General features: G+C 56.7%; 21 protein-coding genes and 2 tRNA genes. 3 read left to right on the top strand and 20 right to left on the bottom strand.

The features are described from left to right. Nucleotides 1–6: 6 nt before the first annotated feature. From nusA to rlmE, 10 genes are all read right to left on the bottom strand, one after another. Nucleotides 7–1,488 (bottom strand): transcription termination factor NusA, encoded by a 1,482-nt coding sequence (nusA, locus tag GHN92_RS03675; RefSeq protein WP_016783437.1) that lies wholly within the window; start codon nucleotides 1,486–1,488, stop codon nucleotides 7–9. Between the two features lie 47 nt (nucleotides 1,489–1,535). Beyond that, entirely contained in the window at nucleotides 1,536–1,994 is a 459-nt protein-coding gene (gene rimP, locus GHN92_RS03670) for a ribosome maturation factor RimP (protein ID WP_016783438.1), read from the bottom strand. Nucleotides 1,995–2,135: 141 nt separating this feature from the next. Next, nucleotides 2,136–2,212 (bottom strand) — tRNA-Met (locus GHN92_RS03665). A gap of 96 nt (nucleotides 2,213–2,308) precedes the next feature. Further along, nucleotides 2,309–2,394 (bottom strand) — tRNA-Leu (locus tag GHN92_RS03660). Between the two features lie 29 nt (nucleotides 2,395–2,423). After that, on the bottom strand, nucleotides 2,424–2,807 hold the full coding sequence (gene secG / locus GHN92_RS03655; protein WP_003439612.1) for a preprotein translocase subunit SecG: 384 nt from the start codon (nucleotides 2,805–2,807) through the stop codon (nucleotides 2,424–2,426). Between the two features lie 2 nt (nucleotides 2,808–2,809). Beyond that, on the bottom strand, nucleotides 2,810–3,565 hold the full coding sequence (tpiA, locus tag GHN92_RS03650) for a triose-phosphate isomerase (RefSeq protein ID WP_095002552.1): 756 nt from the start codon (nucleotides 3,563–3,565) through the stop codon (nucleotides 2,810–2,812). A gap of 65 nt (nucleotides 3,566–3,630) precedes the next feature. Beyond that, a complete protein-coding gene (gene glmM / locus GHN92_RS03645) occupies nucleotides 3,631–4,968 on the bottom strand; it encodes a phosphoglucosamine mutase (RefSeq protein ID WP_095025609.1) in 1,338 nt (445 codons plus the stop codon). Between the two features lie 16 nt (nucleotides 4,969–4,984). Further along, nucleotides 4,985–5,836: a dihydropteroate synthase gene (gene folP, locus GHN92_RS03640; RefSeq protein ID WP_153379404.1), complete on the bottom strand. Its 852-nt coding sequence runs from the start codon at nucleotides 5,834–5,836 to the stop codon at nucleotides 4,985–4,987. An 8-nt stretch (nucleotides 5,837–5,844) separates the two neighbouring features. Next, a complete protein-coding gene (ftsH, locus tag GHN92_RS03635; RefSeq protein ID WP_016783442.1) occupies nucleotides 5,845–7,752 on the bottom strand; it encodes an ATP-dependent zinc metalloprotease FtsH in 1,908 nt (635 codons plus the stop codon). A 193-nt stretch (nucleotides 7,753–7,945) separates the two neighbouring features. Further along, nucleotides 7,946–8,596 carry a 23S rRNA (uridine(2552)-2'-O)-methyltransferase RlmE gene (gene rlmE, locus GHN92_RS03630; protein ID WP_016783443.1) on the bottom strand — a complete coding sequence of 217 codons (651 nt, stop codon included), beginning with the start codon at nucleotides 8,594–8,596 and terminating at the stop codon, nucleotides 7,946–7,948. A 107-nt stretch (nucleotides 8,597–8,703) separates the two neighbouring features. On the opposite strand from rlmE, the gene yhbY reads away from it, so the two are divergent. Continuing rightward, nucleotides 8,704–9,012, top strand: a complete 309-nt coding sequence (gene yhbY / locus GHN92_RS03625; protein WP_003439595.1) for a ribosome assembly RNA-binding protein YhbY — start codon at nucleotides 8,704–8,706, stop codon at nucleotides 9,010–9,012. A 279-nt stretch (nucleotides 9,013–9,291) separates the two neighbouring features. Here the strand turns inward: yhbY and greA are convergent, their stop codons facing one another. From greA to grpE, 7 genes are all read right to left on the bottom strand, one after another. Beyond that, nucleotides 9,292–9,768, bottom strand: a complete 477-nt coding sequence (greA, locus tag GHN92_RS03620) for a transcription elongation factor GreA (RefSeq protein WP_016783444.1) — start codon at nucleotides 9,766–9,768, stop codon at nucleotides 9,292–9,294. Further along, entirely contained in the window at nucleotides 9,765–12,986 is a 3,222-nt protein-coding gene (gene carB / locus GHN92_RS03615) for a carbamoyl-phosphate synthase large subunit (protein ID WP_153379402.1), read from the bottom strand. The genes greA and carB overlap by 4 nt, the downstream gene beginning before the upstream one ends. Before the next feature lie 114 nt (nucleotides 12,987–13,100). Beyond that, entirely contained in the window at nucleotides 13,101–14,237 is a 1,137-nt protein-coding gene (carA, locus tag GHN92_RS03610; RefSeq protein WP_016783446.1) for a glutamine-hydrolyzing carbamoyl-phosphate synthase small subunit, read from the bottom strand. A 259-nt stretch (nucleotides 14,238–14,496) separates the two neighbouring features. Then, a complete protein-coding gene (dapB, locus tag GHN92_RS03605; RefSeq protein ID WP_095002548.1) occupies nucleotides 14,497–15,303 on the bottom strand; it encodes a 4-hydroxy-tetrahydrodipicolinate reductase in 807 nt (268 codons plus the stop codon). A gap of 10 nt (nucleotides 15,304–15,313) precedes the next feature. Continuing rightward, on the bottom strand, nucleotides 15,314–16,438 hold the full coding sequence (gene dnaJ / locus GHN92_RS03600) for a molecular chaperone DnaJ (RefSeq protein WP_095002547.1): 1,125 nt from the start codon (nucleotides 16,436–16,438) through the stop codon (nucleotides 15,314–15,316). A 320-nt stretch (nucleotides 16,439–16,758) separates the two neighbouring features. Further along, entirely contained in the window at nucleotides 16,759–18,675 is a 1,917-nt protein-coding gene (dnaK, locus tag GHN92_RS03595; protein WP_095002546.1) for a molecular chaperone DnaK, read from the bottom strand. 100 nt (nucleotides 18,676–18,775) lie between these two features. Then, a complete protein-coding gene (grpE, locus tag GHN92_RS03590; RefSeq protein WP_095002545.1) occupies nucleotides 18,776–19,330 on the bottom strand; it encodes a nucleotide exchange factor GrpE in 555 nt (184 codons plus the stop codon). A 252-nt stretch (nucleotides 19,331–19,582) separates the two neighbouring features. On the opposite strand from grpE, the gene recN reads away from it, so the two are divergent. After that, nucleotides 19,583–21,265, top strand: a complete 1,683-nt coding sequence (recN, locus tag GHN92_RS03585; RefSeq protein WP_153379400.1) for a DNA repair protein RecN — start codon at nucleotides 19,583–19,585, stop codon at nucleotides 21,263–21,265. Nucleotides 21,266–21,363: 98 nt separating this feature from the next. Here the strand turns inward: recN and fur are convergent, their stop codons facing one another. Then, the gene (gene fur / locus GHN92_RS03580) at nucleotides 21,364–21,777 is read right to left on the bottom strand and encodes a ferric iron uptake transcriptional regulator (RefSeq protein ID WP_029611724.1); all 414 of its coding nucleotides are present in this window, start codon (nucleotides 21,775–21,777) and stop codon (nucleotides 21,364–21,366) included. Nucleotides 21,778–21,875: 98 nt separating this feature from the next. Here fur and GHN92_RS03575 point away from each other — a divergent pair, with 98 nt between their 5' ends. Next, nucleotides 21,876–22,403 carry an outer membrane protein assembly factor BamE gene (locus GHN92_RS03575; RefSeq protein WP_095020681.1) on the top strand — a complete coding sequence of 176 codons (528 nt, stop codon included), beginning with the start codon at nucleotides 21,876–21,878 and terminating at the stop codon, nucleotides 22,401–22,403. 57 nt (nucleotides 22,404–22,460) lie between these two features. Here GHN92_RS03575 and GHN92_RS03570 read toward each other — a convergent pair whose 3' ends face one another. Together GHN92_RS03570 and GHN92_RS03565 are read right to left on the bottom strand one after the other, a co-directional pair. Next, the gene (locus GHN92_RS03570) at nucleotides 22,461–22,778 is read right to left on the bottom strand and encodes an RnfH family protein (RefSeq protein WP_153379398.1); all 318 of its coding nucleotides are present in this window, start codon (nucleotides 22,776–22,778) and stop codon (nucleotides 22,461–22,463) included. Further along, nucleotides 22,771–23,205, bottom strand: a complete 435-nt coding sequence (locus GHN92_RS03565) for a type II toxin-antitoxin system RatA family toxin (RefSeq protein ID WP_095002542.1) — start codon at nucleotides 23,203–23,205, stop codon at nucleotides 22,771–22,773. Before GHN92_RS03565 ends, GHN92_RS03570 begins: the two co-directional genes overlap by 8 nt.

Genomic DNA, 23,205 nt, shown 5'->3' with positions numbered 1-23,205 from the left:
GCCTAATTACTCGAACCAATGGGCTCGGGCGGCCATGATCAACTTGCCGGCACGATCATCGTCAATGCCGTCGATGTCGAGCAGGTCGTCAATAGACTGCTCGGCCAGGTCTTCGCGGGTAATTACGCCGCGCACCGCCAGTTCCATCGCCAAATCCTTGTCCATACCCTCAAGCGAGAGCAGGTCTTCGGCCGGATGGGCGTCTGCCAGCTTTTCCTCAGTAGCGATGGCTTTAGTCAACAGTCGATCCTTGGCGCGAGCGCGAAGCTCGTTGACGGTATCTTCGTCAAAGCCATCGATGTTGAGCATTTCCTCCACCGGTACGTAGGCAATCTCTTCCAGGCTAGTAAAGCCTTCATCAACCAGTACCTGCGCCAGGTCTTCATCAACTTCCAGCTCTTCGATGAAGTTGCGCAGGATATCGCCGGTTTCTGCTTGCTGCTTGGCCTGGATGTCCGATTCGGTCATCACGTTCAGGGTCCAGCCGGTCAACTGGCTGGCCAGACGTACGTTCTGACCGCCGCGACCAATCGCCTGGGCCAGATTGTCTGCGCCAACGGCGATGTCCATTGCATGGGCATCTTCGTCGACGATAATAGCCGCCACTTCTGCTGGCGACATTGCGTTGATCACGAACTGCGCCGGGTTGTCATCCCAAAGGACGATATCCACTCGCTCTCCGCCCAATTCGCCGGACACTGCCTGGACACGCGAACCGCGCATACCAATGCAGGCACCTTGCGGATCAATGCGTTTGTCTTTCGAGCGAACGGCTATTTTAGCGCGTGATCCAGGATCGCGGGAGGCCGCCATCACTTCGATCAGGCCTTCGGAGATTTCTGGCACTTCAATGCGGAACAACTCGATCAGCATCTCTGGCGCTGTACGCGACAGGATCAGCTGAGGACCGCGGTTTTCAGTGCGGATTTCCTTGAGCAATGCGCGAAGGCGTACGCCAACACGGAAAGTCTCACGCGAAATGATGTCTTCACGGGCCAGCAACGCTTCAGCGTTGTTACCCAGGTCAACGATCACATTGTCGCGGGTCACCTTTTTAACGGTGCCGGAAATGATTTCGCCCAGACGCTCACGATAGGCATCGACTACTTGAGCACGCTCGGCTTCGCGAACTTTTTGCACGATGACCTGTTTGGCCGTCTGTGCAGCAATTCGACCGAATTCGATAGAATCGATTTTCTCTTCGATAATATCGCCGGCTTTCGCGCCTGGCTGTTTCGCCTGGGCCTGGTCTACAGCCAACTCGTATGCTGGATCATCCAGATCTTCGTCTTCGACCACAGTCCAGCGACGGAAAGTCTCATAGTTACCGGTGTGGCGATTGATTTCCACACGCAGTTCGACTTCGTCTTCAAAACGCTTTTTAGTAGCGGTGGCCAGAGCCAGCTCCAGCGCTTCAAAAATAACGTTTGCCGGTACGCCCTTTTCATTGGACACCGACTCAACAACCAGCAGTACTTCTTTGCTCATCGTACGCCTCGCCTTTCGCAAGCCATTGGATCCGCGGGATCCGCGTCTCAGTCAAAACTGGGAATAATGTTGGCCTTGTCGATCATATCGATCGGCAACAGGAACTCATGGTCTTCAACCTGCACCACGATGTCCTGCTCTTCTACGCCGCGCAGAAGGCCCTGAAAGTTGCGTCGCCCTTCAAAAGGCGAGCGCAGCTTGATCTTCACTTGCTCACCGACAAATTGGGCAAACTGTTCAAGGGTGAACAGCGGGCGTTCCATGCCAGGAGAAGAAACTTCAAGGGTGTATTCAACAGCGATAGGATCTTCGACATCCAGAACGCCGCTGATCTGACGACTCACGATAGCGCAGTCATCCACCAGTACGCCGCCTTCCTTGTCGATATACACACGCAACATTGAATGGCGGCCTTGAGCCGAAAATTCAATACCCCAGCATTCATAGCCAAGGGCCACGACCACCGGGGCCAACAAGTCCTGCAACTGTTCTAGCTTGCTCGACACCTGAACCCCCTAGTGCATGTTTGTGCATGCTGTGCAAAATGAAAAAATGGGCGAAGCGCCCATCTCTGAAACGTCGTTGAATACCGACGCTATAAAGTGTCCAGCTAACAAAAAGCCCCTGAAAAGGGGCTCCGCTGAAACTGGTTGCGGGAGCCGGATTTGAACCGACGACCTTCGGGTTATGAGCCCGACGAGCTACCAGACTGCTCCATCCCGCGACAAAGCTGGAGCGGAAGTATACGGTTGATCCCGTGACGGGTCAATCCAACCTTCCACATACAAGAAAGCCCGCTACTGCGGGCATTCTTGATAATTGGTACCGAGAAGGGGACTCGAACCCCTACACCCTATGGGCACAACCACCTCAAGGTTGCGTGTCTACCAATTCCACCACCTCGGCAATACAACGTTTACATCATGAAACCCGTTTTACTTTTGCTCTTGAGCTGGAGGTACGTCAGTCGCAGGAGTTGCCGACTTTTGCTCTTGAAGCACCGGAACATCATCTGAAGCCGGCTTTTGCACTGGAACTTCCAACACCGCTGGATTTGGCAAACCTACTTGAGTCAGCTGTTCAGCCTTCTCTTTAGCAAAGTAACCTAACCCCAAGCTGGTTATGAAAAAACCTGCGGCAAGTATAGCAGTAAACTTACTAAGAAAGGTAGAGGAACCTTGGCTTCCGAACACAGTATTTGATGCACCTGCGCCGAAAGATGCTCCAGCATCCGCTCCCTTGCCCTGTTGCAGCAAAACCAAGGCAATTACACCCAATGCTGTCAACAGATGAAACACAGTTACGACGTTATCCAGCATTTTCAGTTTCCTGCGGCACGAATGATCGCACCGAACTCATCTGCATTCAGGGAAGCCCCGCCAATGAGTCCCCCATCGATATCCGGCATGCTGAACAGTTCGACCGCATTGGCCGCCTTCACGCTGCCGCCGTATAGAAGCCGCACACCTTGTGCCACTTCAGAATTCTTTTGCGCCAGCTGTGCGCGAATGGCCGCATGCACATCTTGCGCTTGCTGTGGTGATGCGGTCAGCCCGGTGCCAATGGCCCAGACCGGCTCGTATGCAATCACGGCATTTACAAAAGCATCAATGCCAAACTCGTCAATCACGGCATTCAGCTGACGCTCTACCACTTCCAGCGTTTGCCCCGCTTCGCGCTGCTCCAGGGTTTCCCCTATGCACAACACTGGCGTCAAGCCTGAGGCTTGGGCCGCTGCAAACTTGCGATTGAGTGTCTCGTCCTGCTCACCCAGTATCAGGCGGCGTTCGGAGTGCCCCACAAGCACCAGCTTGCAACCTGCGTCGGCCAACTGACTAGAGGAAATCTCGCCAGTCAGCGCGCCCTGCCCCGACTCCACTGCAGCATCCTGAGCACCGACCGAAATCGCTGCGCCTTGCAAGCCATTGATAACACGATCAATAAACAGCTGAGGCGGAAAAACTGCAACATCAACATCGTTTGGCAGGACCAGACCACGCAGACCGTCGATCAGCTCAGCGACGCTGGCGCGGGTACCGTGCATCTTCCAGTTACCAGCTACCATAGTGCGACGCATGCTTTACCTCGTCGGTCAAAGTGGGCGCAGATGTTACCCAACCAAATCAAAGCTGGCAAGCCGAATCAGGCACAAACTTCACTTACCAGTTTTGCCAGCTCTTCGGCGTAGCCGCGAACCATGTTTTCGTCATCGCCTTCGACCATCACGCGCACCAAAGGCTCTGTTCCGGACTTGCGCAACAACACACGACCACGGCCATTCATGGCAGCCGTCACTCGCGCGCACGCCTCCTTCACCGCCGGGTGCTCGACAGGGTCGACGCCACCGGCAAAACGAACATTCAGTAACACTTGCGGACACTTGCGCAGCGCCTGACGCGACTGGGCCAGGCTTTCATCGCGACGACGCAAGGACAACAACACCTGCAGCGCAGCAATGATCGCATCGCCAGTGGTGGTGTGGTGGAAGCACACGATATGCCCGGAGTTCTCGCCACCCACCAGCCAGTTACGCTCTTGCAGGGCCGCGATAACGTAACGGTCGCCCACATTGGCGCGTACGAACTCGATACCCAGATCAGCCAATGCCAGCTCAAGGCCAAGGTTGCTCATCAGCGTACCGACAACGCCACCCTGCAATTTGCCACGCTCGTGCAGGTCACGGGCAATGATAAACAACAGCTCATCGCCATCGACCACGGCACCGGTATGGTCAACCATCAACACGCGATCGCCGTCGCCATCAAAAGCAATACCCAGGTCCGCACCTTCAGCCACCACGGCAGCCTGCAACTGACCCATATGGGTCGAACCGCAGTTTTCGTTGATGTTCAGGCCATCAGGCTGCGCCGACAGAACAACGACTTGAGCACCCAGCTCCTTGAAAACACTTGGCGCAACCTTGTAGGTAGCACCGTGGGCGCAATCGAGAACAATCTTCATACCGCTGAATTTGGTGCTGCTTGGCACGCTGCTTTTACAGAATTCGATATAACGGCCCGGCGCATCATTGATCCGCGAGACCTTGCCGAGCTTGTCGGAATCGACAACGGTCATCGGCGCATCCAGCAACTCTTCGATCATCAGTTCAACGTCGTCAGGCAGCTTGGTGCCCTCGCCGGAAAAGAACTTGATGCCATTATCGTCGTGGGGATTGTGCGAAGCGCTGATCACGATGCCCGCTTCCGCATGGAAGGTACGTGTCAGGTAGGCAATGGCCGGTGTCGGCATAGGCCCCAGCAACATCACATCAGCCCCGGCAGCCGACAAGCCCGCTTCAAGAGCCGACTCAAACATGTAACCCGAGATGCGGGTGTCCTTGCCTACCAGGATCCGGCAAGCGCCCTTGCTGCGAAACGCCATGCCCGCTGCCCAACCCAACTTGAGCATAAAGTCAGGGGTAATCGGATAAACGCCGACCCGACCACGAATACCGTCGGTGCCAAAATACTTCTTTGTCATAAGTGCTCCATCATTCTTAGTCGGCGGAATCTACCGCTGCGATCATCCGTACCACATCAACTGTTTCGGCAACATCATGGACGCGCAGAATGCGCGCACCCTTGGTCATCGCCAATGCTGCAAGCGCCAGGCTGCCATAGAGACGCCCTGCAACTGGCCGGTTCAGTGTCTGCCCGACCATGCTTTTACGTGACACGCCCACCAGCAAAGGCCGACCCAGCGCATGCAAGGCCTCCATATGCTTGAACAGGCTCAAATTGTGCTGCAATGTCTTGGCAAAACCAAAGCCCGGATCGAGCACGATGCGTTCGGCCCCAATGCCAGCAGCAGCGCAACGCGCCATGCTGTCAGCGAGAAACGTCGACACCTCGCCCACCAGGTCTTCGTAATGCGGGTTGTCCTGCATGTCTCCAGGCTCACCGAGCATATGCATCAGGCATACCGGCAAGCCTGTCGCCGCAGCGGCCAGCAAGGCCCCTTCACGGCGCAGCGAGCGCACATCATTGATCAACCCTGCTCCCAGGCGCGCAACCTCGGTCATGACGATTGGCGCGGATGTATCGACCGAAATAATCACATCCAGTTCCCGGGCAATTCGCTCGACAACAGGAGCAACCCGGTCGAGCTCTTCCTGCGGCAATACCACAGGAGCTCCGGGGCGCGTTGACTCACCGCCAACATCAATCAGGGTTGCACCCGCCTGCACCATCGCCTCTGCATGGCGCAGAGCCGCATCCAGGGCAGCAAAGCGGCCGCCATCGGAAAAGGAATCAGGGGTGACATTGAGGATGCCCATAACATGCGTATGGGCCAAATCAAGAACCCGGTTGCCGCAAGGCAACCGGGTTGAGGACTGAACAGAAGTCATTTCAAGCCTTATTGATCAGCAGCAGGGCCGCCGATAGGTGTTTCCGGGCGCTCGGTTTTATCCAGCGTAGGGGCAGTCGGGGTACCCGAGTTGCCATCTTCCCAGTCACGCGGCTCACGTGGCGGACGACCCGCCATGATGTCGTCGATCTGATCGGCATCGATCGTTTCGTACTTCATCAACGCGTCAGCCATTGCATCCAGCTTGTCGCGATTTTCGGTCAGGATCTGCTTGGCCGTGTTGTAGCACTGATCAATGATGCTGCGCACTTCCGAGTCGATCAGCTTGGCTGTCTCGCCCGACACGTTTGCAGACTGACCACCGCCACGACCCAGATAGGACTCTTCGTCTTCGGCATACATCAGCGGGCCGAGCTTCTCGGACAAGCCCCACTTGGTCACCATGTTGCGGGCAATCTGGCTGGCTCGCATGATGTCGTTGGAAGCGCCGGTGGTCACACCGTCAAAGCCCAAGGTCATCTCTTCAGCGATACGGCCGCCATACAGCGAGCAGATCTGGCTGATCAGCGCACGCTTGGACAAGCTGTAGCGATCTTCTTCCGGCAGGAACATGGTCACGCCCAGGGCGCGGCCACGAGGAATGATCGACACCTTGTAGACCGGATCATGCTCAGGCACTACGCGACCAACGATAGCGTGACCCGCTTCGTGATAGGCCGTGTTGCGCTTTTCTTTATCGGACATGACCATCGATTTGCGCTCGGCGCCCATCATGATCTTGTCCTTGGCCAGCTCGAACTCTTTCATTTCAACAACACGCTTGCCGGTACGCGCCGCGAACAGGGAAGCTTCGTTGACCAGGTTGGCCAGGTCGGCACCCGAGAAGCCCGGGGTACCACGTGCAATAACAGCCGGCTGGACGTCGTCGCCCATTGGCACTTTACGCATGTGTACTTTGAGAATCTGCTCGCGACCACGGATGTCCGGCAAGCCAACCACCACCTGACGGTCAAAGCGACCTGGACGCAGCAGCGCAGGGTCAAGCACGTCAGGACGGTTGGTGGCGGCAATCACGATGATGCCGTCATTCATCTCAAAGCCGTCCATCTCAACCAGCAACTGGTTAAGGGTCTGCTCGCGCTCGTCATGACCGCCGCCCATACCGTTACCACGGTGACGGCCAACAGCGTCGATCTCATCGATAAAGATGATGCAAGGCGCGTGCTTCTTGGCCTGCTCAAACATGTCACGAACACGGCTTGCACCAACGCCCACGAACATTTCAACAAAGTCGGAACCGGAAATAGTGAAGAACGGTACCTTGGCCTCACCCGCAATCGCCTTGGCGATCAGGGTTTTACCCGTACCTGGCGGACCCACCATCAGTACGCCGCGAGGGATACGCCCGCCCAGACGCTGGAACTTGCCCGGATCGCGCAGGAACTCAACCAGCTCGCCCACTTCTTCCTTGGCTTCATCGCAACCTGCCACGTCAGCCAGGGTCGTCTTGACCTGGTCTTCCGACAGCAGCCGCGCCTTGCTCTTGCCAAAGCTCATCGGGCCGCCTTTACCGCCGGCACCGCCCTGCATCTGGCGCATCATGAACATGAAGACCGCAATAATCACCAGGATCGGGAAGCTCGCAACCAGCAACTGGGTCCAGATGCTTTGTTGCTCAGGCAATTTGCCTTCAACGGTGACGTGGTTATCCACCAGGTCGCCGATCAAACCGTTGTCCTGAATCGCCGGACGGATGGTTTTGAAGGTATCGCCATCGCTGCGTTTGCCGGTAATCACGTAGCCATCCACGGCAACGCGCTCGACCTTGCCATCCTTAACTTGCTGGATGAAGTCGGAATAGTTGAGGGTTTGTGGCTCGTTTGGACTGGAGAAGTTGTTCATCACTGTCACCAGGACAGCGGCGATGATCAACCACAGGATCAGATTCTTTGCCATATCGTTCAATTAGCTACCCTCTGAAGCACAAGCCCCGCTACTGAAGCGTGCTTCGCATGATATTCACCGGCATAACTTACTACATTGCCTACAACCCTTGCAGGCTCCGTCTGTAACCCTTTGTGAAACTTTGCCTACACAATATTCGTTATGCCAGATCTGTAAAGCGATTCAAAAAAATCTATCGCCCTTGTTACAGACGTTCATCACTGGCCGAACCTTCAACACCGCGGAAGCCGCGCCCCAGCAAATACTGCTCGCGGGACCTGTCTCGCGACGAGGACGGCTTGCGCATCTGTACCTTGTCAAACAGCTTGCGAATGTCCTTGTGGTACTGATCGAAGCCTTCCCCCTGGAAAACCTTAATCAGAAAATCACCACCTGGACGCAGGACGCGACCGGCAAGATCCAGTGCCAATTCGCACAGAAACATCGCCCGCGGCATGTCGACAGCTGCCAATCCACTCATATTGGGGGCCATATCTGAAATCACAAGGTCTACTTGTGTATTTCCGACGGCCTCGAGGATCTGAGCAAGCACGGCGTCCTCGGTAAAGTCGCCCTTGATGAAGGTCACATCAGGGATGCTGTCCATGTCCAGGATGTCGGAAGCAATCAAACGCCCCTGACCACCGATCAGACGACTGGTCACCTGCGACCAGCCACCCGGGGCTGCACCCAGGTCGATAACGGTCATACCGGGACGAATCAGCTTGTCGCGCTCCTGGATCTCCAGCAATTTGTAGCTGGCACGGGAGCGATACCCGTCTTTTTGCGCCATTTTGACGTACGGGTCGTTGAAATGTTCTTTCAGCCAGTTAAGGCTAGTCTTGGAACGGGCCACGGGCCACCTCAAAAATTTTAAACGGGTCGTGATTAACTGGGCGGTCTGGGACTCGCTCGGGTAAACTGGCCGCCGCTTTTTACAAGATCAGACACAGGGGTCAGATTATGCCGCTCACTCAAGAGCAGAAGAAACAGTACAAATCCATTGGCCACCATCTGAAACCAGTTTTGACTGTGGCTGACAATGGTTTGACTGAAGGTGTTTTAGCCGAACTCGAACGCGCATTGGGCGATCACGAGCTGATTAAAATCAAAGTCAACATTCTGGATCGCGAATCCCGCCTGGAGGCCATTGCAGAACTGTGCAAGGCCGGCAAAGCGGAACTGGTACAGGTTATCGGCAAAATGGCGCTTCTGTACCGCAAGAACGTCAATGTAAACAAGCAACTGTCGAACATCCACCGTTTCAAGTGATGTAGACAAGGGTCAAGGGTGCGCCTGGCGCGCCCTGAAACTCTTCCAGGGCCAAAGCCCGAGAGTCATGCAAGCACTGCCCGCGCAACGCATCAGGCAGCCAGAGACGCCCAACGCACTACTTCCCCACTTGCTCCATGCCACTTCAACAGCTTCGCTGCCAACCGCATTGCGGCCAGCACCGGCAAACAATTCTGTGTGCAACAACCACAGGCCGCCAACCCGGAACACCCGGGCCGACCGCCAAAAAAGTGCGCCCGCACACGGCGGGCGCTCTTCTTAGATGTGACTTACTTTGACAATTTCGTACTCAATGACGCCGCCCGGTGTTTTCACCGCCACCACATCACCCTCTTCCTTGGCAATCAAGGCACGGGCAAGTGGCGAACCAACGGAGATCTTTCCGAGCTTGAAGTCAGCCTCATCTTCACCAACGATCTGGTAGGTCACGCTTTCGTCAGTTTCAACGTTGGCGATCTCGACCGTGGTACCGAAAATCACTTTACCGGTGTGAGGAATAGTCGTTACATCGATGATCACCGCGTTCTGCATGCGGCCTTCGATGTCACGGATACGCGCCTCAACCATACCCTGCTGCTCACGGGCAGCATGGTATTCAGCGTTTTCTTTAAGGTCGCCCAGCTCACGCGCCGTGCCGATATCCTGGCTCAGCTTGGGACGAACAACCTTGGTCAGATGTGCGTGTTCTTCTTCCAGGGCTTTGGCGCCCTGGACCGTCATTGGGTACTTGATCATGCCTTTAATCCTGCGTGTAGATCCTGCAAGCGACGTACGGTTTTTTCAGGACCGAATTTAAGCGCTTCACAGATCGCTTCGCCAGCAGCAATAGTCGTGGTGCAGTAGATCTTGTGCTGCAGCGCGTTGCGGCGAATGGAATAGGAGTCAGCAATCGACTGACGTCCTTCGGTAGTGTTGATGATCAAGGTTACTTCGTCGTTCTTGATCATGTCGACAACGTGCGGACGACCTTCGGTCACCTTGTTCACACGACGTACTTTCAAGCCTGCTGCTTCGATGAACTTGGCAGTGCCAACGGTCGAAACGATTTCAAAGCCCAGGTTGATCAGGTCGCGGGCAACGCCGGCCACCAGCGGCTTGTCGTCGTCGCGCACGCTGATGAAAGCAGTACCGCCAGTCGGCAGCACTTCGCTTGCACCCATCTGGGCCTTGGCAAACGCTTCGCCGAAGGTATCGCCCACGCCCATCACTTCACCGGTGGACTTCATCTCAGGGCCGAGAATCGGGTCAACACCCGGGAATTTGGCGAACGGGAAGACCGCCTCTTTCACGCTGTAGAAGTTAGGAATGATTTCTTTGGTGAAACCGATTTCCTTCAGGGTTTTACCGGCCATTACGCGAGCTGCGATCATCGCCAGGGAAATACCGATGCACTTGGAGACGAAAGGAACGGTACGCGATGCACGCGGGTTCACTTCGATCACGTAGATATCTTCGCCCTGCAGAGCCAATTGCACGTTCATCAGGCCGACAACGCCCAACTCCAGAGCCATTTTCTTGACCTGCTCGCGCATCTCGTCCTGGATGTGCAGCGGCAGCGAGTACGGCGGCAGCGAGCAAGCGGAGTCACCGGAGTGAACGCCAGCCTGTTCGATGTGCTGCATGATTGCGCCGATCACTACATCAGTACCGTCGCAGACAGCATCCACGTCCATTTCGATGGCGCAGTTGAGGAAGTGGTCCAGCAGCACGGGGCTGTCGTTGGACACTTTCACTGCGTCACGCAGGTAGCGCTTGAGCTCGTCTTCTTCGTAAACGATTTCCATCGCACGGCCGCCCAACACGTAGGAAGGACGAACAACCAGCGGGTAACCGATCTTGCCAGCGGCACGAATGGCTTCGTCTTCGCTGCGCACAGTAGCGTTAGGCGGCTGACGCAGGTTCAGGCGCTCAACCATCTGCTGGAAGCGCTCACGGTCTTCTGCACGGTCGATCGCGTCAGGGCTGGTACCGATGATCGGCACGCCGGCTTCTTCCAGGGCACGCGCCAGTTTCAGCGGGGTTTGGCCGCCGTACTGGACAATCACGCCTTTTGGCTTCTCGACACGCACGATTTCCAGCACGTCTTCCAGGGTTACGGATTCGAAGTACAGACGATCCGAGGTGTCGTAGTCGGTGGAAACGGTTTCCGGGTTGCAGTTGACCATGATGGTCTCGTAACCGTCGGCACGCAGCGCCAGAGCGGCGTGAACGCAGCAATAGTCAAACTCGATACCCTGGCCGATACGGTTCGGGCCACCACCCAGAATCATGATCTTGTCACGATCCGAAGGGTTGGCTTCGCACTCTTCCTCATAGGTGGAGTACATGTAGGCGGTGTCGGTTGCGAACTCGGCTGCGCAGGTGTCAACGCGCTTGTAGACCGGGAACACTTCCAGCTTGTGGCGGTGGCGACGCAGGTTCTTCTCGGTCACACCCAGCAGAACGGCCAGACGCGCGTCGGAGAAGCCCTTGCGCTTGAAGCGGTACATGGCATCGCGATCGATCGACGACAGAGCCATGGTTTTGATTTTTTCTTCGTCCTTGATCAGATCTTCGATCTGTACCAGGAACCAAGGGTCAATCATGTTCATGCCGAAGATATCTTCAACAGTCATACCGGCGCGGAACGCGTCAGCCACGTACCAGATACGCTCGGCGCCCGGCACGGTCAGCTCGCGCTTGAGCACGGCCATGCTTTCCGGGTTGCTCAGGTCCAGCTTTGGATCAAGACCGCTGACACCTACTTCCAGACCGCGAAGGGCCTTTTGCAGGGATTCCTGGAAAGTCCGGCCGATGGCCATGACTTCGCCCACAGATTTCATCTGTGTGGTCAAACGGGCGTCAGCCTTGGCGAACTTCTCGAAAGCGAAGCGCGGCAGCTTGGTCACAACGTAGTCGATGGACGGCTCGAAGGACGCAGGCGTAGCGCCGCCGGTGATTTCGTTTTGCAGCTCGTCCAGGGTGTAACCGATCGCCAATTTGGCAGCGATACGAGCGATCGGGAAGCCGGTGGCTTTCGATGCCAGCGCCGACGAACGCGATACACGCGGGTTCATTTCGATCACGACCATACGGCCGGTGTCCGGGCAGATACCGAACTGAACGTTGGAACCGCCGGTTTCAACGCCGATCTCACGCAGTACCGCCAACGAGGCGTTACGCATGATCTGGTATTCCTTGTCCGTCAGGGTCTGTGCCGGAGCAACGGTGATCGAGTCACCGGTGTGCACGCCCATCGGGTCGAAGTTTTCGATCGAGCAAACGATGATGCAGTTGTCTTTTTTGTCGCGGACAACCTCCATCTCGTACTCTTTCCAGCCGATCAGGGATTCGTCGATCAGCAGCTCTTTGGTTGGCGACAGGTCCAGACCACGGGTGCAGATCTCTTCGAACTCTTCACGGTTGTAAGCAATACCGCCACCGGTGCCGCCCATGGTGAAGGACGGACGAATGATGCACGGGAAGCCCAGTCGCTCGAGGACCGCATTGGCCTCTTCCATGGTGTGGGCGATACCGGAGCGCGGGCAATCCAGGCCGATGGACTTCATGGCCTTGTCGAAACGCGAACGGTCTTCAGCTTTGTCGATGGTGTCAGCGTTGGCGCCGATCATTTCTACGCCGAACTTCTCGAGCACGCCTTCGCGCTCCAGGTCCAACGCGCAGTTCAGAGCTGTCTGGCCGCCCATGGTTGGCAGCAGTGCATCCGGACGCTCTTTTTCGATGATCTTGGCAACGGTCTGCCACTTGATCGGCTCGATGTACGTGGCGTCAGCCATGTCCGGGTCGGTCATGATAGTGGCAGGGTTGGAGTTCACCAGGATGACGCGGTAACCCTCCTCGCGCAGGGCTTTGCAGGCCTGGGCGCCGGAGTAGTCGAATTCACACGCCTGGCCGATAACAATCGGGCCAGCGCCGAGAATCAGGATGCTTTTTATGTCTGTACGTTTTGGCATGGGTTTGTCACTCAAATCCGCAGGTCAGTCGGCAAGCTGTCAATCAGGTTCCTGAAGCCCCCTGGGGGCCACCGAAATTCGGGGCCGCCACAGGGCGCTGCAAAAGGAGGCTGATTAACGGCGCTTGGCCATCTCATTGATGAAGCGATCGAACAGCGGTGCAACGTCGTTCGGGCCAGGGCTTGCTTCAGGGTGACCCTGGAAGCTGAAAGCGCTTTTGTCGGTCAGCTCGATACCTTGCAGGGTGCCGTCGAACAGCGACTTGTGGATGGCGCGCACATTGGCTGGCAAGCTCGCTTCGTCTACCGCAAAACCGTGGTTCTGGCTGGTGATCATTACAACACCGGTGTCCAGATCCTGAACCGGGTGGTTTGCACCGTGATGGCCATGACCCATTTTCACGGTCTTGGCGCCGGAGGCCAGGGCCAGCAGCTGGTGACCCAGGCAGATACCGAAAACCGGAATCTCGGTGGTCAGCACTTGCTTGATTGCTGTGATCGCGTAGTCACAAGGCTCAGGGTCACCCGGGCCGTTGGACAGGAACACGCCATCCGGGTTGAGTGCCAGAACGTCACTGGCCGGAGTCTGTGCCGGAACCACGGTCACGCGGCAGCCGCGCTCAACCAGCATGCGCAGGATGTTCCACTTTACGCCGTAGTCATAAGCGACCACGTGGTAAGGCAGCTCGCTGGCTTCGATGGTCGGGTGACTGTCGGTAGCCAGGTTCCAGACGCTGGAGCGCCACTCGTAGGCTTTTTCGGTGCTGACGACTTTCGCCAGATCCATGCCCTTCAGGCCCGGGAAGCCGCGGGCCGCTGCGATGGCAGCTTCTTCAGAAATGTTGTCGCCCGCCATGATGCAACCGTTCTGCGCGCCTTTCTCACGCAGGATGCGCGTCAGGCGGCGAGTGTCGATACCGGCGATAGCCACAACATTGTTGGTTTTCAGGTAGTCGGCCAGCGACATGGTGTTGCGCCAGTTGCTTGCAACCAGCGGCAGATCACGAATTACCAGACCTGCGGACCAGACACGATCAGACTCGGCGTCTTCCGGGGTAGTACCGGTGTTGCCAACATGCGGGTAAGTCAGGGTCACGATTTGCTGAGCGTAGGAAGGATCCGTCAGGATCTCCTGGTAGCCAGTCATTGCGGTGTTAAACACCACCTCACCAACGGTTTGACCGTCGGCCCCAATGGCTTCGCCGCGAAAAATGCTGCCATCAGCGAGGGCGAGTATGGCTTGCTTAGTCAAGAAGACCTCCCGTAAATAAAGCCTGAAAGGGCGATCGCAGGTTGTAAAAAAGCGGAGTGACGTATGGACACGTCACCCCGCTTCTTCATCGAATTATCTGCGCGCTTTTAGTGGACACACTAAAGCTGTAGCTTACAGAAAAAGGCTTTTTTGGTCTACCGCTAAAGAGTCTAAAAGACAGGGGAATGCGACAGAACATCGCTTAGCGGTTAAAAATCGGGCTACTGGCGCGCCAACAGCCCGATTTTACAGAGGTTACTCAGCGCAGGTCGAGCACATCCTGCATGTCATACAGGCCAGGCTCGCGCCCTTGCAGCCAGAGAGCAGCACGAACAGCACCCTTGGCAAAGGTCATGCGGCTGGATGCCTTGTGGGTAATTTCCAGGCGCTCGCCTTCAGTGGCGAACAAGACCGTGTGATCACCCACCACATCACCGCCGCGCACCGTGGCAAAACCGATGGTTTCGCGCTCACGGGCACCGGTATGGCCTTCACGACCATAGACCGCAACCTTTTGCAGGTCACGACCCAACGCATCGGCGATCACCTCACCCATGCGCATCGCGGTACCCGAAGGCGCGTCGACTTTGTGCCGATGATGAGCTTCGATGATTTCGATATCGGCATCCTCACCCATCACCCGCGCCGCCATATCCAGCAACTTGAACGACAGGTTGACGCCGACACTGAAGTTGGAAGCAAAGACAATCGCAATATCCTGGCCAGCCTCGACCAGCAACTGCTTCTGCTCGGCATTCAGCCCCGTCGTACCAATGACCATGGCCTTGCCCAATTTGCGACACACCGCCAGGTTGGCGAGCATCACTTCAGGCAAGGTGAAGTCGATCAGCACGTCGAAATCAGCCGCGACCGCTTGCAGGCTTTCGGACAACGGCACGCCGATGCGCCCGATAGAAGCCAGCTCACCGGCATCAGCCCCCACCAGGGAGCTGCCAGGACGCACGATGGCCGCCGTCAGCCCGCACAGCGGCGAACGCTGCTGCACCGCATCGATCAAGGTCTTGCCCATGCGCCCGGCAGCGCCCATCACAGCTATACGTCGCATCTACCGCTCCTTACAGGTCGCCGAAAAAACGCTTTACGCCTTCGAACCAGCCAGTGGCGTTCGGCGAGTGACTGCTGTCACCTTCCAGCGTGGTGCGGAACTCTTCCATCAGCTCACGCTGGCGGCGGCTCAGCTTGACCGGGGTTTCGATCACCACACGGCACATCAAGTCGCCAGCACCGCCACCCCGTACAGGGGCCACACCCTTGCCACGCAAACGGAACTGCTTGCCGCTTTGTGTGCCTTCCGGGATTTTCAGCTTGACCCGACCATCCAGCGTCGGCACTTCAATTTCAGCACCCAGCGCAGCGTCGGCAAAGTTGATTGGTACTTCACAGAACAGATGCTTGCCGTCGCGCTGGAAAATCGCGTGCTCGCGCACATCGATCACCACATACAGGTCACCCGTAGGCCCACCCTGCACGCCCGCCTCGCCTTCGCCCGACAGACGAATGCGGTCACCGGTATCAACACCAGCCGGCACTTTCACAGAAAGGGTTTTGTATTCTTCTACGCGGCCTTCACCACGGCAGCTCTCGCACGGATCAGAAATCACCTTGCCTTGACCGTGGCAGCGCGGGCAAGTCTGCTGAACCGCGAAGAAACCCTGCTGCATGCGCACCTGACCAATACCGCCACAGGTGGTACAGGTCACAGGCGAAGAACCTTTCTTGGCGCCCGAACCGTCACATGGTTTGCAATTGACCAGTGTAGGAACGCGGATATTGACCGTAGTACCGCGTACGGCTTCTTCCAGATCCAGCTCCAGCGTGTAGCGCAAATCGCTACCGCGCTGAGCGCCACCCCGGGAGCCGCCACGACCACCGCCAAAGAAGTCGCTGAACACATCACCGAAAATATCGGAGAAGTTCTGACCGCCGAAACCTGCACCGCCGCCGCCCATTTGTGGATCAACACCGGCATGACCGTATTGATCGTAAGCAGCACGTTTGCTGGAGTCCGACAGAACCTCGTAAGCCTCGTTGGCCTCTTTGAACAATTCTTCCGAAGCCTTGTCATCCGGATTACGGTCCGGGTGATGCTTCATCGCCAGGCGACGATAAGCCTTTTTCAGCTCTATCTCGGTAGAGGTGCGTTCAACACCCAAAATTTCGTAATAGTCGCGCTTTGCCATAATTCTTTGCACTCTCAAGGACGTTCGACAAAACCCTCCCGAGCCTCGCCAAACCCGCCAAGCCCGAAAAGGATCAGACCCGACTCACGTCTTTTCAACGATATAGGTTTGTGTTTAACAGCCAATGCATTGGCCGCCAGGAGCGGTTACTTCAGGCCGGAAAACAGAAAAGATCCAGACCAAACCGCCAGCATTCGACTTTGTCGCATGCTGTAAAAATTTCGGTACTCCAGACACGCCAACGCGGGAGCAAGCTCCCGCGCGGCGACATCCTACCAGTCACCGCGCAAGCGCGGTCAACCGGGCGACAAACAAGCTGATTACTTGTTGTCTTTTACTTCTTCGAACTCAGCGTCGACAACGTCGTCCGCTTTTTCAGCCGAATCAGCTGGCTTGGCCGCTGCGTCTGCCGGGTTCGCCTGCTCGGCGTACATTTTCTGTGCAACCGGAGCCGATACCTTGGACAGCTCTTCAACCTTGGCTTCGATAGCCGCCTTGTCGTCGCCTTTAACAGCGGTTTCAAGTGCAACTACAGCAGCTTCGATTGCAGCTTTCTCTTCCTCGGTCACTTTATCGCCAGCATCGACGATCATTTTGCGAGTCGAGTGAACCAGTGCATCGCCCTGGTTACGTGCAGCTGCCAGCTCTTCGAACTTGCGGTCTTCCTCAGCGTTGATCTCGGCATCGCGAACCATCTGAGCGATTTCTTCCTCGGACAGACCCGAGTTAGCCTTGATCACGATCGACTGAGACTTGCCAGTCGCCTTGTCTTTTGCACTTACGTGCAGGATGCCGTTGGCATCGATGTCGAAGGTCACTTCGATCTGAGGCACGCCACGTGGAGCAGGTGGAATGTCAGCCAGGTCGAACTTGCCCAACGACTTGTTCTGTGCAGCTTGCTTACGCTCGCCTTGCAGCACGTGAATGGTCACAGCGCCCTGGTTATCGTCTGCAGTCGAGAACACTTGCGATTTCTTGGTAGGAATCGTGGTGTTTTTCTCGATCAGGGCAGTCATTACGCCACCCATGGTTTCGATACCCAGAGTCAGCGGGCTCACGTCCAGCAACAGAACGTCTTTAACATCACCGGCCAATACCGCGCCCTGGATAGCAGCACCCATTGCAACAGCTTCGTCCGGGTTCACGTCTTTACGTGCTTCCTTGCCGAAGAACTCGGTTACCAGCTTCTGTACCAGCGGCATACGAGTCTGGCCACCGACCAGGATCACGTCGTTGATTGCGCCAACGTCGATACCGGCGTCTTTCAGCGCGATGCGGCAAGGCTCGATGGTGCGTTGAACCAGGTCTTCAACCAGCGATTCCAGCTTGGCGCGCGAAATTTTCACGTTCAAGTGCTTAGGACCGGTGGCATCTGCAGTGATGTAAGGCAGATTCACGTCAGTCGACTGGCTCGAAGACAGTTCGATCTTGGCTTTTTCCGCAGCTTCTTTCAGACGCTGCATCGCCAGCGGGTCACCTTTAAGGTTCATGCCGCTTTCTTTCTTGAACTCGTCAACCAGGTAGTCGATCAGACGGATGTCAAAGTCTTCACCACCCAGGAACGTGTCACCGTTGGTTGCCAGCACTTCAAACTGGTGCTCGCCATCCACTTCGGCAATTTCAATGACCGACACGTCGAAAGTACCGCCACCCAGGTCATAAACGATGACAGTGTGGTCGCCTTTCGCTTTATCCATACCGTAAGCCAGAGCAGCTGCGGTTGGTTCGTTGATGATGCGTTTTACGTCCAGACCCGCGATACGGCCGGCGTCTTTGGTCGCCTGACGCTGGCTGTCGTTGAAGTAGGCCGGAACGGTGATTACCGCTTCAGTCACTGGCTCGCCGAGGTAGTCTTCGGCGGTTTTCTTCATTTTCTTCAGAATTTCAGCCGAGATTTGTGGCGGAGCCATTTTCTGGCCGTTCACTTCAACCCAGGCGTCGCCGTTGTCAGCCTTGGCGATCTTGTACGGAACCATCTGAATGTCTTTCTGTACAACTTCTTCGTCAAAACGACGACCGATCAGACGCTTCACCGCGTACAGGGTGTTATGCGGATTGGTCACTGCCTGACGCTTGGCCGACTGGCCAACCAGAATTTCGCCATCATTGGCGTACGCAACGATCGACGGCGTAGTACGCGCGCCTTCTGCGTTTTCGATAACTTTTGCTTTACCGTTTTCCAGAACCGACACACACGAGTTGGTGGTCCCGAGGTCAATACCGATAATTCTGCCCATGTTTACTCTCCCTAAATTTGAATTTTGTTGCCGCAGCAGTAATGACCAACTGCGGCACTGCTTAACGCTTGACTTCTAAATGGGGGCCTTGTGGCCGATTTCAAGCCTGCTCGTCAATCGATGGCGAAACCGGCGCTGGCGCCTTGCTGACTACGACCATAGCCGGGCGCAGCAAGCGACCATTGAGCTGATAACCTTTTTGAAACACCTTGAGCACACTGTTTGGCTCCAGGTCTGCGCTTTCCTGCATTGCCATCGCCTGGTGATGCTCGGCATTGAAGGGTTCGCCGTGCGGGTCGATGGCTTCCAGCTGATAGCGCTTCAGGGTGTCCTGGAACATTTTCAGGGTCAGCTCGATCCCTTCACGCATCGGACGGATGTTTTCATCGTCCGGGCTGGACAGCTCAAGACCGCGCTCCAGGCTGTCGATCACCGGCAACAGGTCGCCAGCGAATTTTTCCAGTGCAAACTTGTGAGCCTTCTCAACGTCCTGCTCGGCGCGGCGGCGAACGTTCTGCAGATCGGCAGCTACGCGCAGAGCCTGATCGTTAGCGGCTGCCAGCTGCTCTTCAAGCACCTGCACGCGGGTTGCCAGATCTTCGCCAGCTACTTCGGCTTCCTGGTTCTGCGTATCCATAGTCTGTTCGTCTGCCATAGATTTCTCCTTTCAAACTTCGTCCGCGAGCTCGACTCGCGCTTGTGCCAAGGTATATGGGGTCGCAATTCTCAGGTTCAAGAGCCAAAAACCCATAAAAGGCATGTTTGGCGCACCACCCTCCCACTACCGAAAAAACCAAACGAGCTAAGAACCCGAATAAAACAAGCAAATCGAACTAAACACAGCCATTGTCAGCACGAAACAAAACACTGTATAAATAACCAGACATTACGTTTTGGAGCAGCTCCCATGCTGGTGCACCTGTCCGTACACAACTACGCCATCGTTGAACATCTCGATCTGGAACTGGATCGCGGGATGAGTGTAATCACTGGCGAGACCGGTGCCGGCAAATCGATCATGCTCGATGCATTGGGCCTCACCCTTGGCGACCGCGCCGACAGCGGCGTCGTGCGCCCCGGGGCCGACAAGGCCGATATCCTGGCCACGTTCGACCTGCAGGATATCCCCGAAGCCCGTGCCTGGCTGGCCGAGCGCGACCTTGAAGGCGACGGCCCGTGCATCCTGCGCCGGGTCATCACCGCCGAAGGCCGCTCGCGCAGCTATATCAACGGCACGCCCTGCCCCCAGGGCGACCTCAAGGTCCTGGGCGAGCTGCTGATCGATATCCACAGCCAGCACGAACACCAGTCGCTGCTCAAGCCCGATACCCATCGTCGCCTGCTCGACGAGTTCGCCGGTGCCACCGACCTGGCCCGCCAGGTCCAACTGGCGGCACAACGCTGGCGCCAGACCAAACAAGAGCTTGAACACCTGTCCAACTCCGGCGACGAACAGCGCGCGCGCCATCAGTTGCTCAGCTATCAGCTTGAAGAGCTGGAGACACTCTCGCTGGGAGAAAACGAACTGGAAGAGCTGGAGCAGGAACATAAAAACCTGACCAACGCCGAAACCCTGCTGACCATCTGCCGCCAGGTAGTCGAGCAATGCAGCGAAAGCGATTCCGGCAACGTGCTCAATGCGTTGACGGCCAGCCTCAACCGGCTTTCGAGCATCAACAGCAACTCCGGCTCACTGGGCGAAGCCACCGACCTGCTGGCCAGCGCACAGATCCAGGTCGAAGAGGCCGTCGGCGAGCTCAACCGCTTTATTGACCACTTCGACGCCGACCCGGGCCGCCTGCAGTATCTCGAGGAGCGCCTCGACACCATTTATACCCTGGCACGCAAACATCGGGTTCAACCCACCGAAGTGGCCGCCTTGCAGCAAAAACTGCTGGATGAGCTCGAAACACTCAACGCCAATGATGAAAATATCGAGCGTCTGGCCAATGAGCTGACCTCCTATGCCCGCCACTATCAAGAGTGTGCCCGCGAACTCAGCAACCTGCGCAACCTGGCCGCGACACGCCTGAGCAGTGCCGTCGAAGAAGAGATCCAGCGCCTGGGCATGCCTGGCGGGCGCTTTGTGATCGAACTGCGCCCGCAAGCCAGCAGCGACCCGGTGCCCTTCGGCCTCGAACACGTTGAACTGCTGGTGAGCGCCAACCCCGGCCAACCGCTCAAAGCCCTGGCCAAAGTGGCCTCGGGCGGCGAACTGTCGCGTATCAGCCTGGCCATTCAGGTCATCACCGCACAAACCTCCCGCGTACCGACCCTGGTGTTCGACGAAGTGGACGTGGGCATTGGCGGCCCCACTGCCGAGATCGTCGGGCAACTGCTGCGCCGCCTGGGCGAACGCGGCCAGGTGCTGACGGTCACTCACTTGCCGCAAGTGGCAGCGCAATGCCATCAACATCTGTTTGTCCATAAGGTTCGCGAGAGCGATACCACCCGCACGGCCGTGGCTAAACTGAGCAAAAAAGAGCGCGTAGAAGAAGTCGCCCGCATGCTTGGCGGTATCGACCTGACCAAGGAATCCCTGGCCCACGCCAAAAAGATGGTGATCACTGCAAAAAATCTTGCAGCTTAACGACGAACGGTCATGAAATAACCGATATCAGAAAGCACGAAGGCGGCCCTTGGGCCGCCTTCGATCGTTTCGCGAACCGTAATTCGCGTGACATGCTCTTACTTGGCCTTCTTGCGCACGTACAGCACCAAGTTGTGATCCACCAACTCAACACCGTGCTTGGCTGCAATGGCGTGCTGCAGTTTTTCGATGTCTTCGTCGAAAAACTCGATCACTTCACCGCTGTCCACGTTGACCATATGGTCGTGGTGGCCGCCGTCAGCATCAGCCAATTCAAAGACAGCATGACCGCCATCAAAATTATGGCGAATCACCAGCCCAGCTGACTCAAACTGGGTCAGAACACGGTAAACCGTGGCCAGACCTACGTCCTCGCCTGCTTGCATAAGTGCCTTGTAAACATCCTCGGCGCTCATGTGACGCTGCTCTGCAGAGTCAAGCATCTGTAGAATTTTGACTCGTGGCAGAGTCACCTTAAGTCCGGCCTTACGTAGTTCGCTATTTTCAACCATGGTTAGCTTTCTCGCGGAAGCCGCTTCGCAGCTTCTCTTAATACGGGTATGATCGGCGTTTACGTTGTCCCAGCCAAGATAGTGGAAGTCGCCCACCGATGCAAAACACCAAGCTCTTGCTAACCAGTTTCACCTTTGTGGGACTGCTCGCACTCGCCGGTTGTTCATTCCCCGGGGTTTACAAAATCGACATCCAACAGGGCAATGTCGTCACGCAGGACATGATAAACCAGTTACGCCCGGGAATGACCCGCCGGCAAGTGCGGTTTATCATGGGTAATGCCCTGCTGACCGATACATTCCACCCTGATCGCTGGGATTATCTGTATAGCCTGCAGCCCGGCGGCGGAGAACGCCAACAGGAACGCATCAGTGTGTTCTTCAACCAGAACGACCAGCTCGTGAGCCTGTCAGGTGACTTCAAGCCTGGCGTCAGCCGCGACGAAGCCATTCTCGGCAAAACCGGCGGCACAGACGTGACCGAACCGGCTGCTCAAGCTCCAGCCGAGAAGAGCGAAGTTCCAGCCAAGCCTGGTTCATTGCTTGATCAGATCCAGAAGGACGTAGACGGTGTTGAAACCGTACCGGTTCCTACGCCAGAACCTCTGGATACCACCGAGCAATAAGCGCCCGGTACAAAAAAGCCCGGCATGCCGGGCTTTTTGTTGCCTGCAAGAAAGCCGTCAGGGCTGACTGAGGCGCTTGGCCTCGGCAGCCTTGGCCGCACGTTGACGGCGAATCTCTTTGGGGTCGGCCAGCAGCGCTCGATACATCTCGATACGATCCCCTGCCTGCAGCACCCGGGTATCAGGATCAGCCACCTGCTTGCCGAAAATCCCCACCGGGCAATTAGCCAGGTCAACCTCGGGAAATTCGCGCCCCATGCCCGACACCAATACCGCTGCCCGCACCGTGGTGCCTTGCGGCACAACCACGGTCAGCAGGCACTGGCGATCGACCGCGGCATAAACCACCTCAACTTCAATCACCGGCTCAGCCATACAACTGCTTGGCGCGCTGGCAAAAAGCATCCACCAGCGTATTGGCCGCCTGATTGAACAAAGGCCCCAGGGTGGCCTTGACGATGGCCCCGGCGTAATCAAAGGTCATGTCCAGGCTGATTTTGCACGCTTTGTCACCCAAAGGTTTGAACACCCACAGGCCGTGCAGCTTGGTAAAAGGACCTTCTTCCAGGTTCATCTCGATGGACTGCCCGGGCACCAGGGTATTGCGGGTGACAAAGTGCTGGCTCAGGCCACCCTTGGCCACTCCCAGGCTGGCGCGCATCAGCACTTCAGTGCTTTCCAGGATTTCGGCAGACGAACACCACGGCAAAAACTGCGGGTAGCTCGCCACATCGTTTACCAGGTCATAAAGCGCCTGGGCTGGATAGGGCAACAAGGCAGAGCGTTGGATATGGGTAGTCAT

The sequence above is a fragment of the Pseudomonas sp. FSL R10-2964 genome (assembly GCF_009600035.1).
Taxonomy (GTDB): Bacteria; Pseudomonadota; Gammaproteobacteria; order Pseudomonadales; family Pseudomonadaceae; genus Aquipseudomonas; species Aquipseudomonas bubulae.
This window is presented reverse-complemented; position numbering and strand designations above follow the sequence as displayed.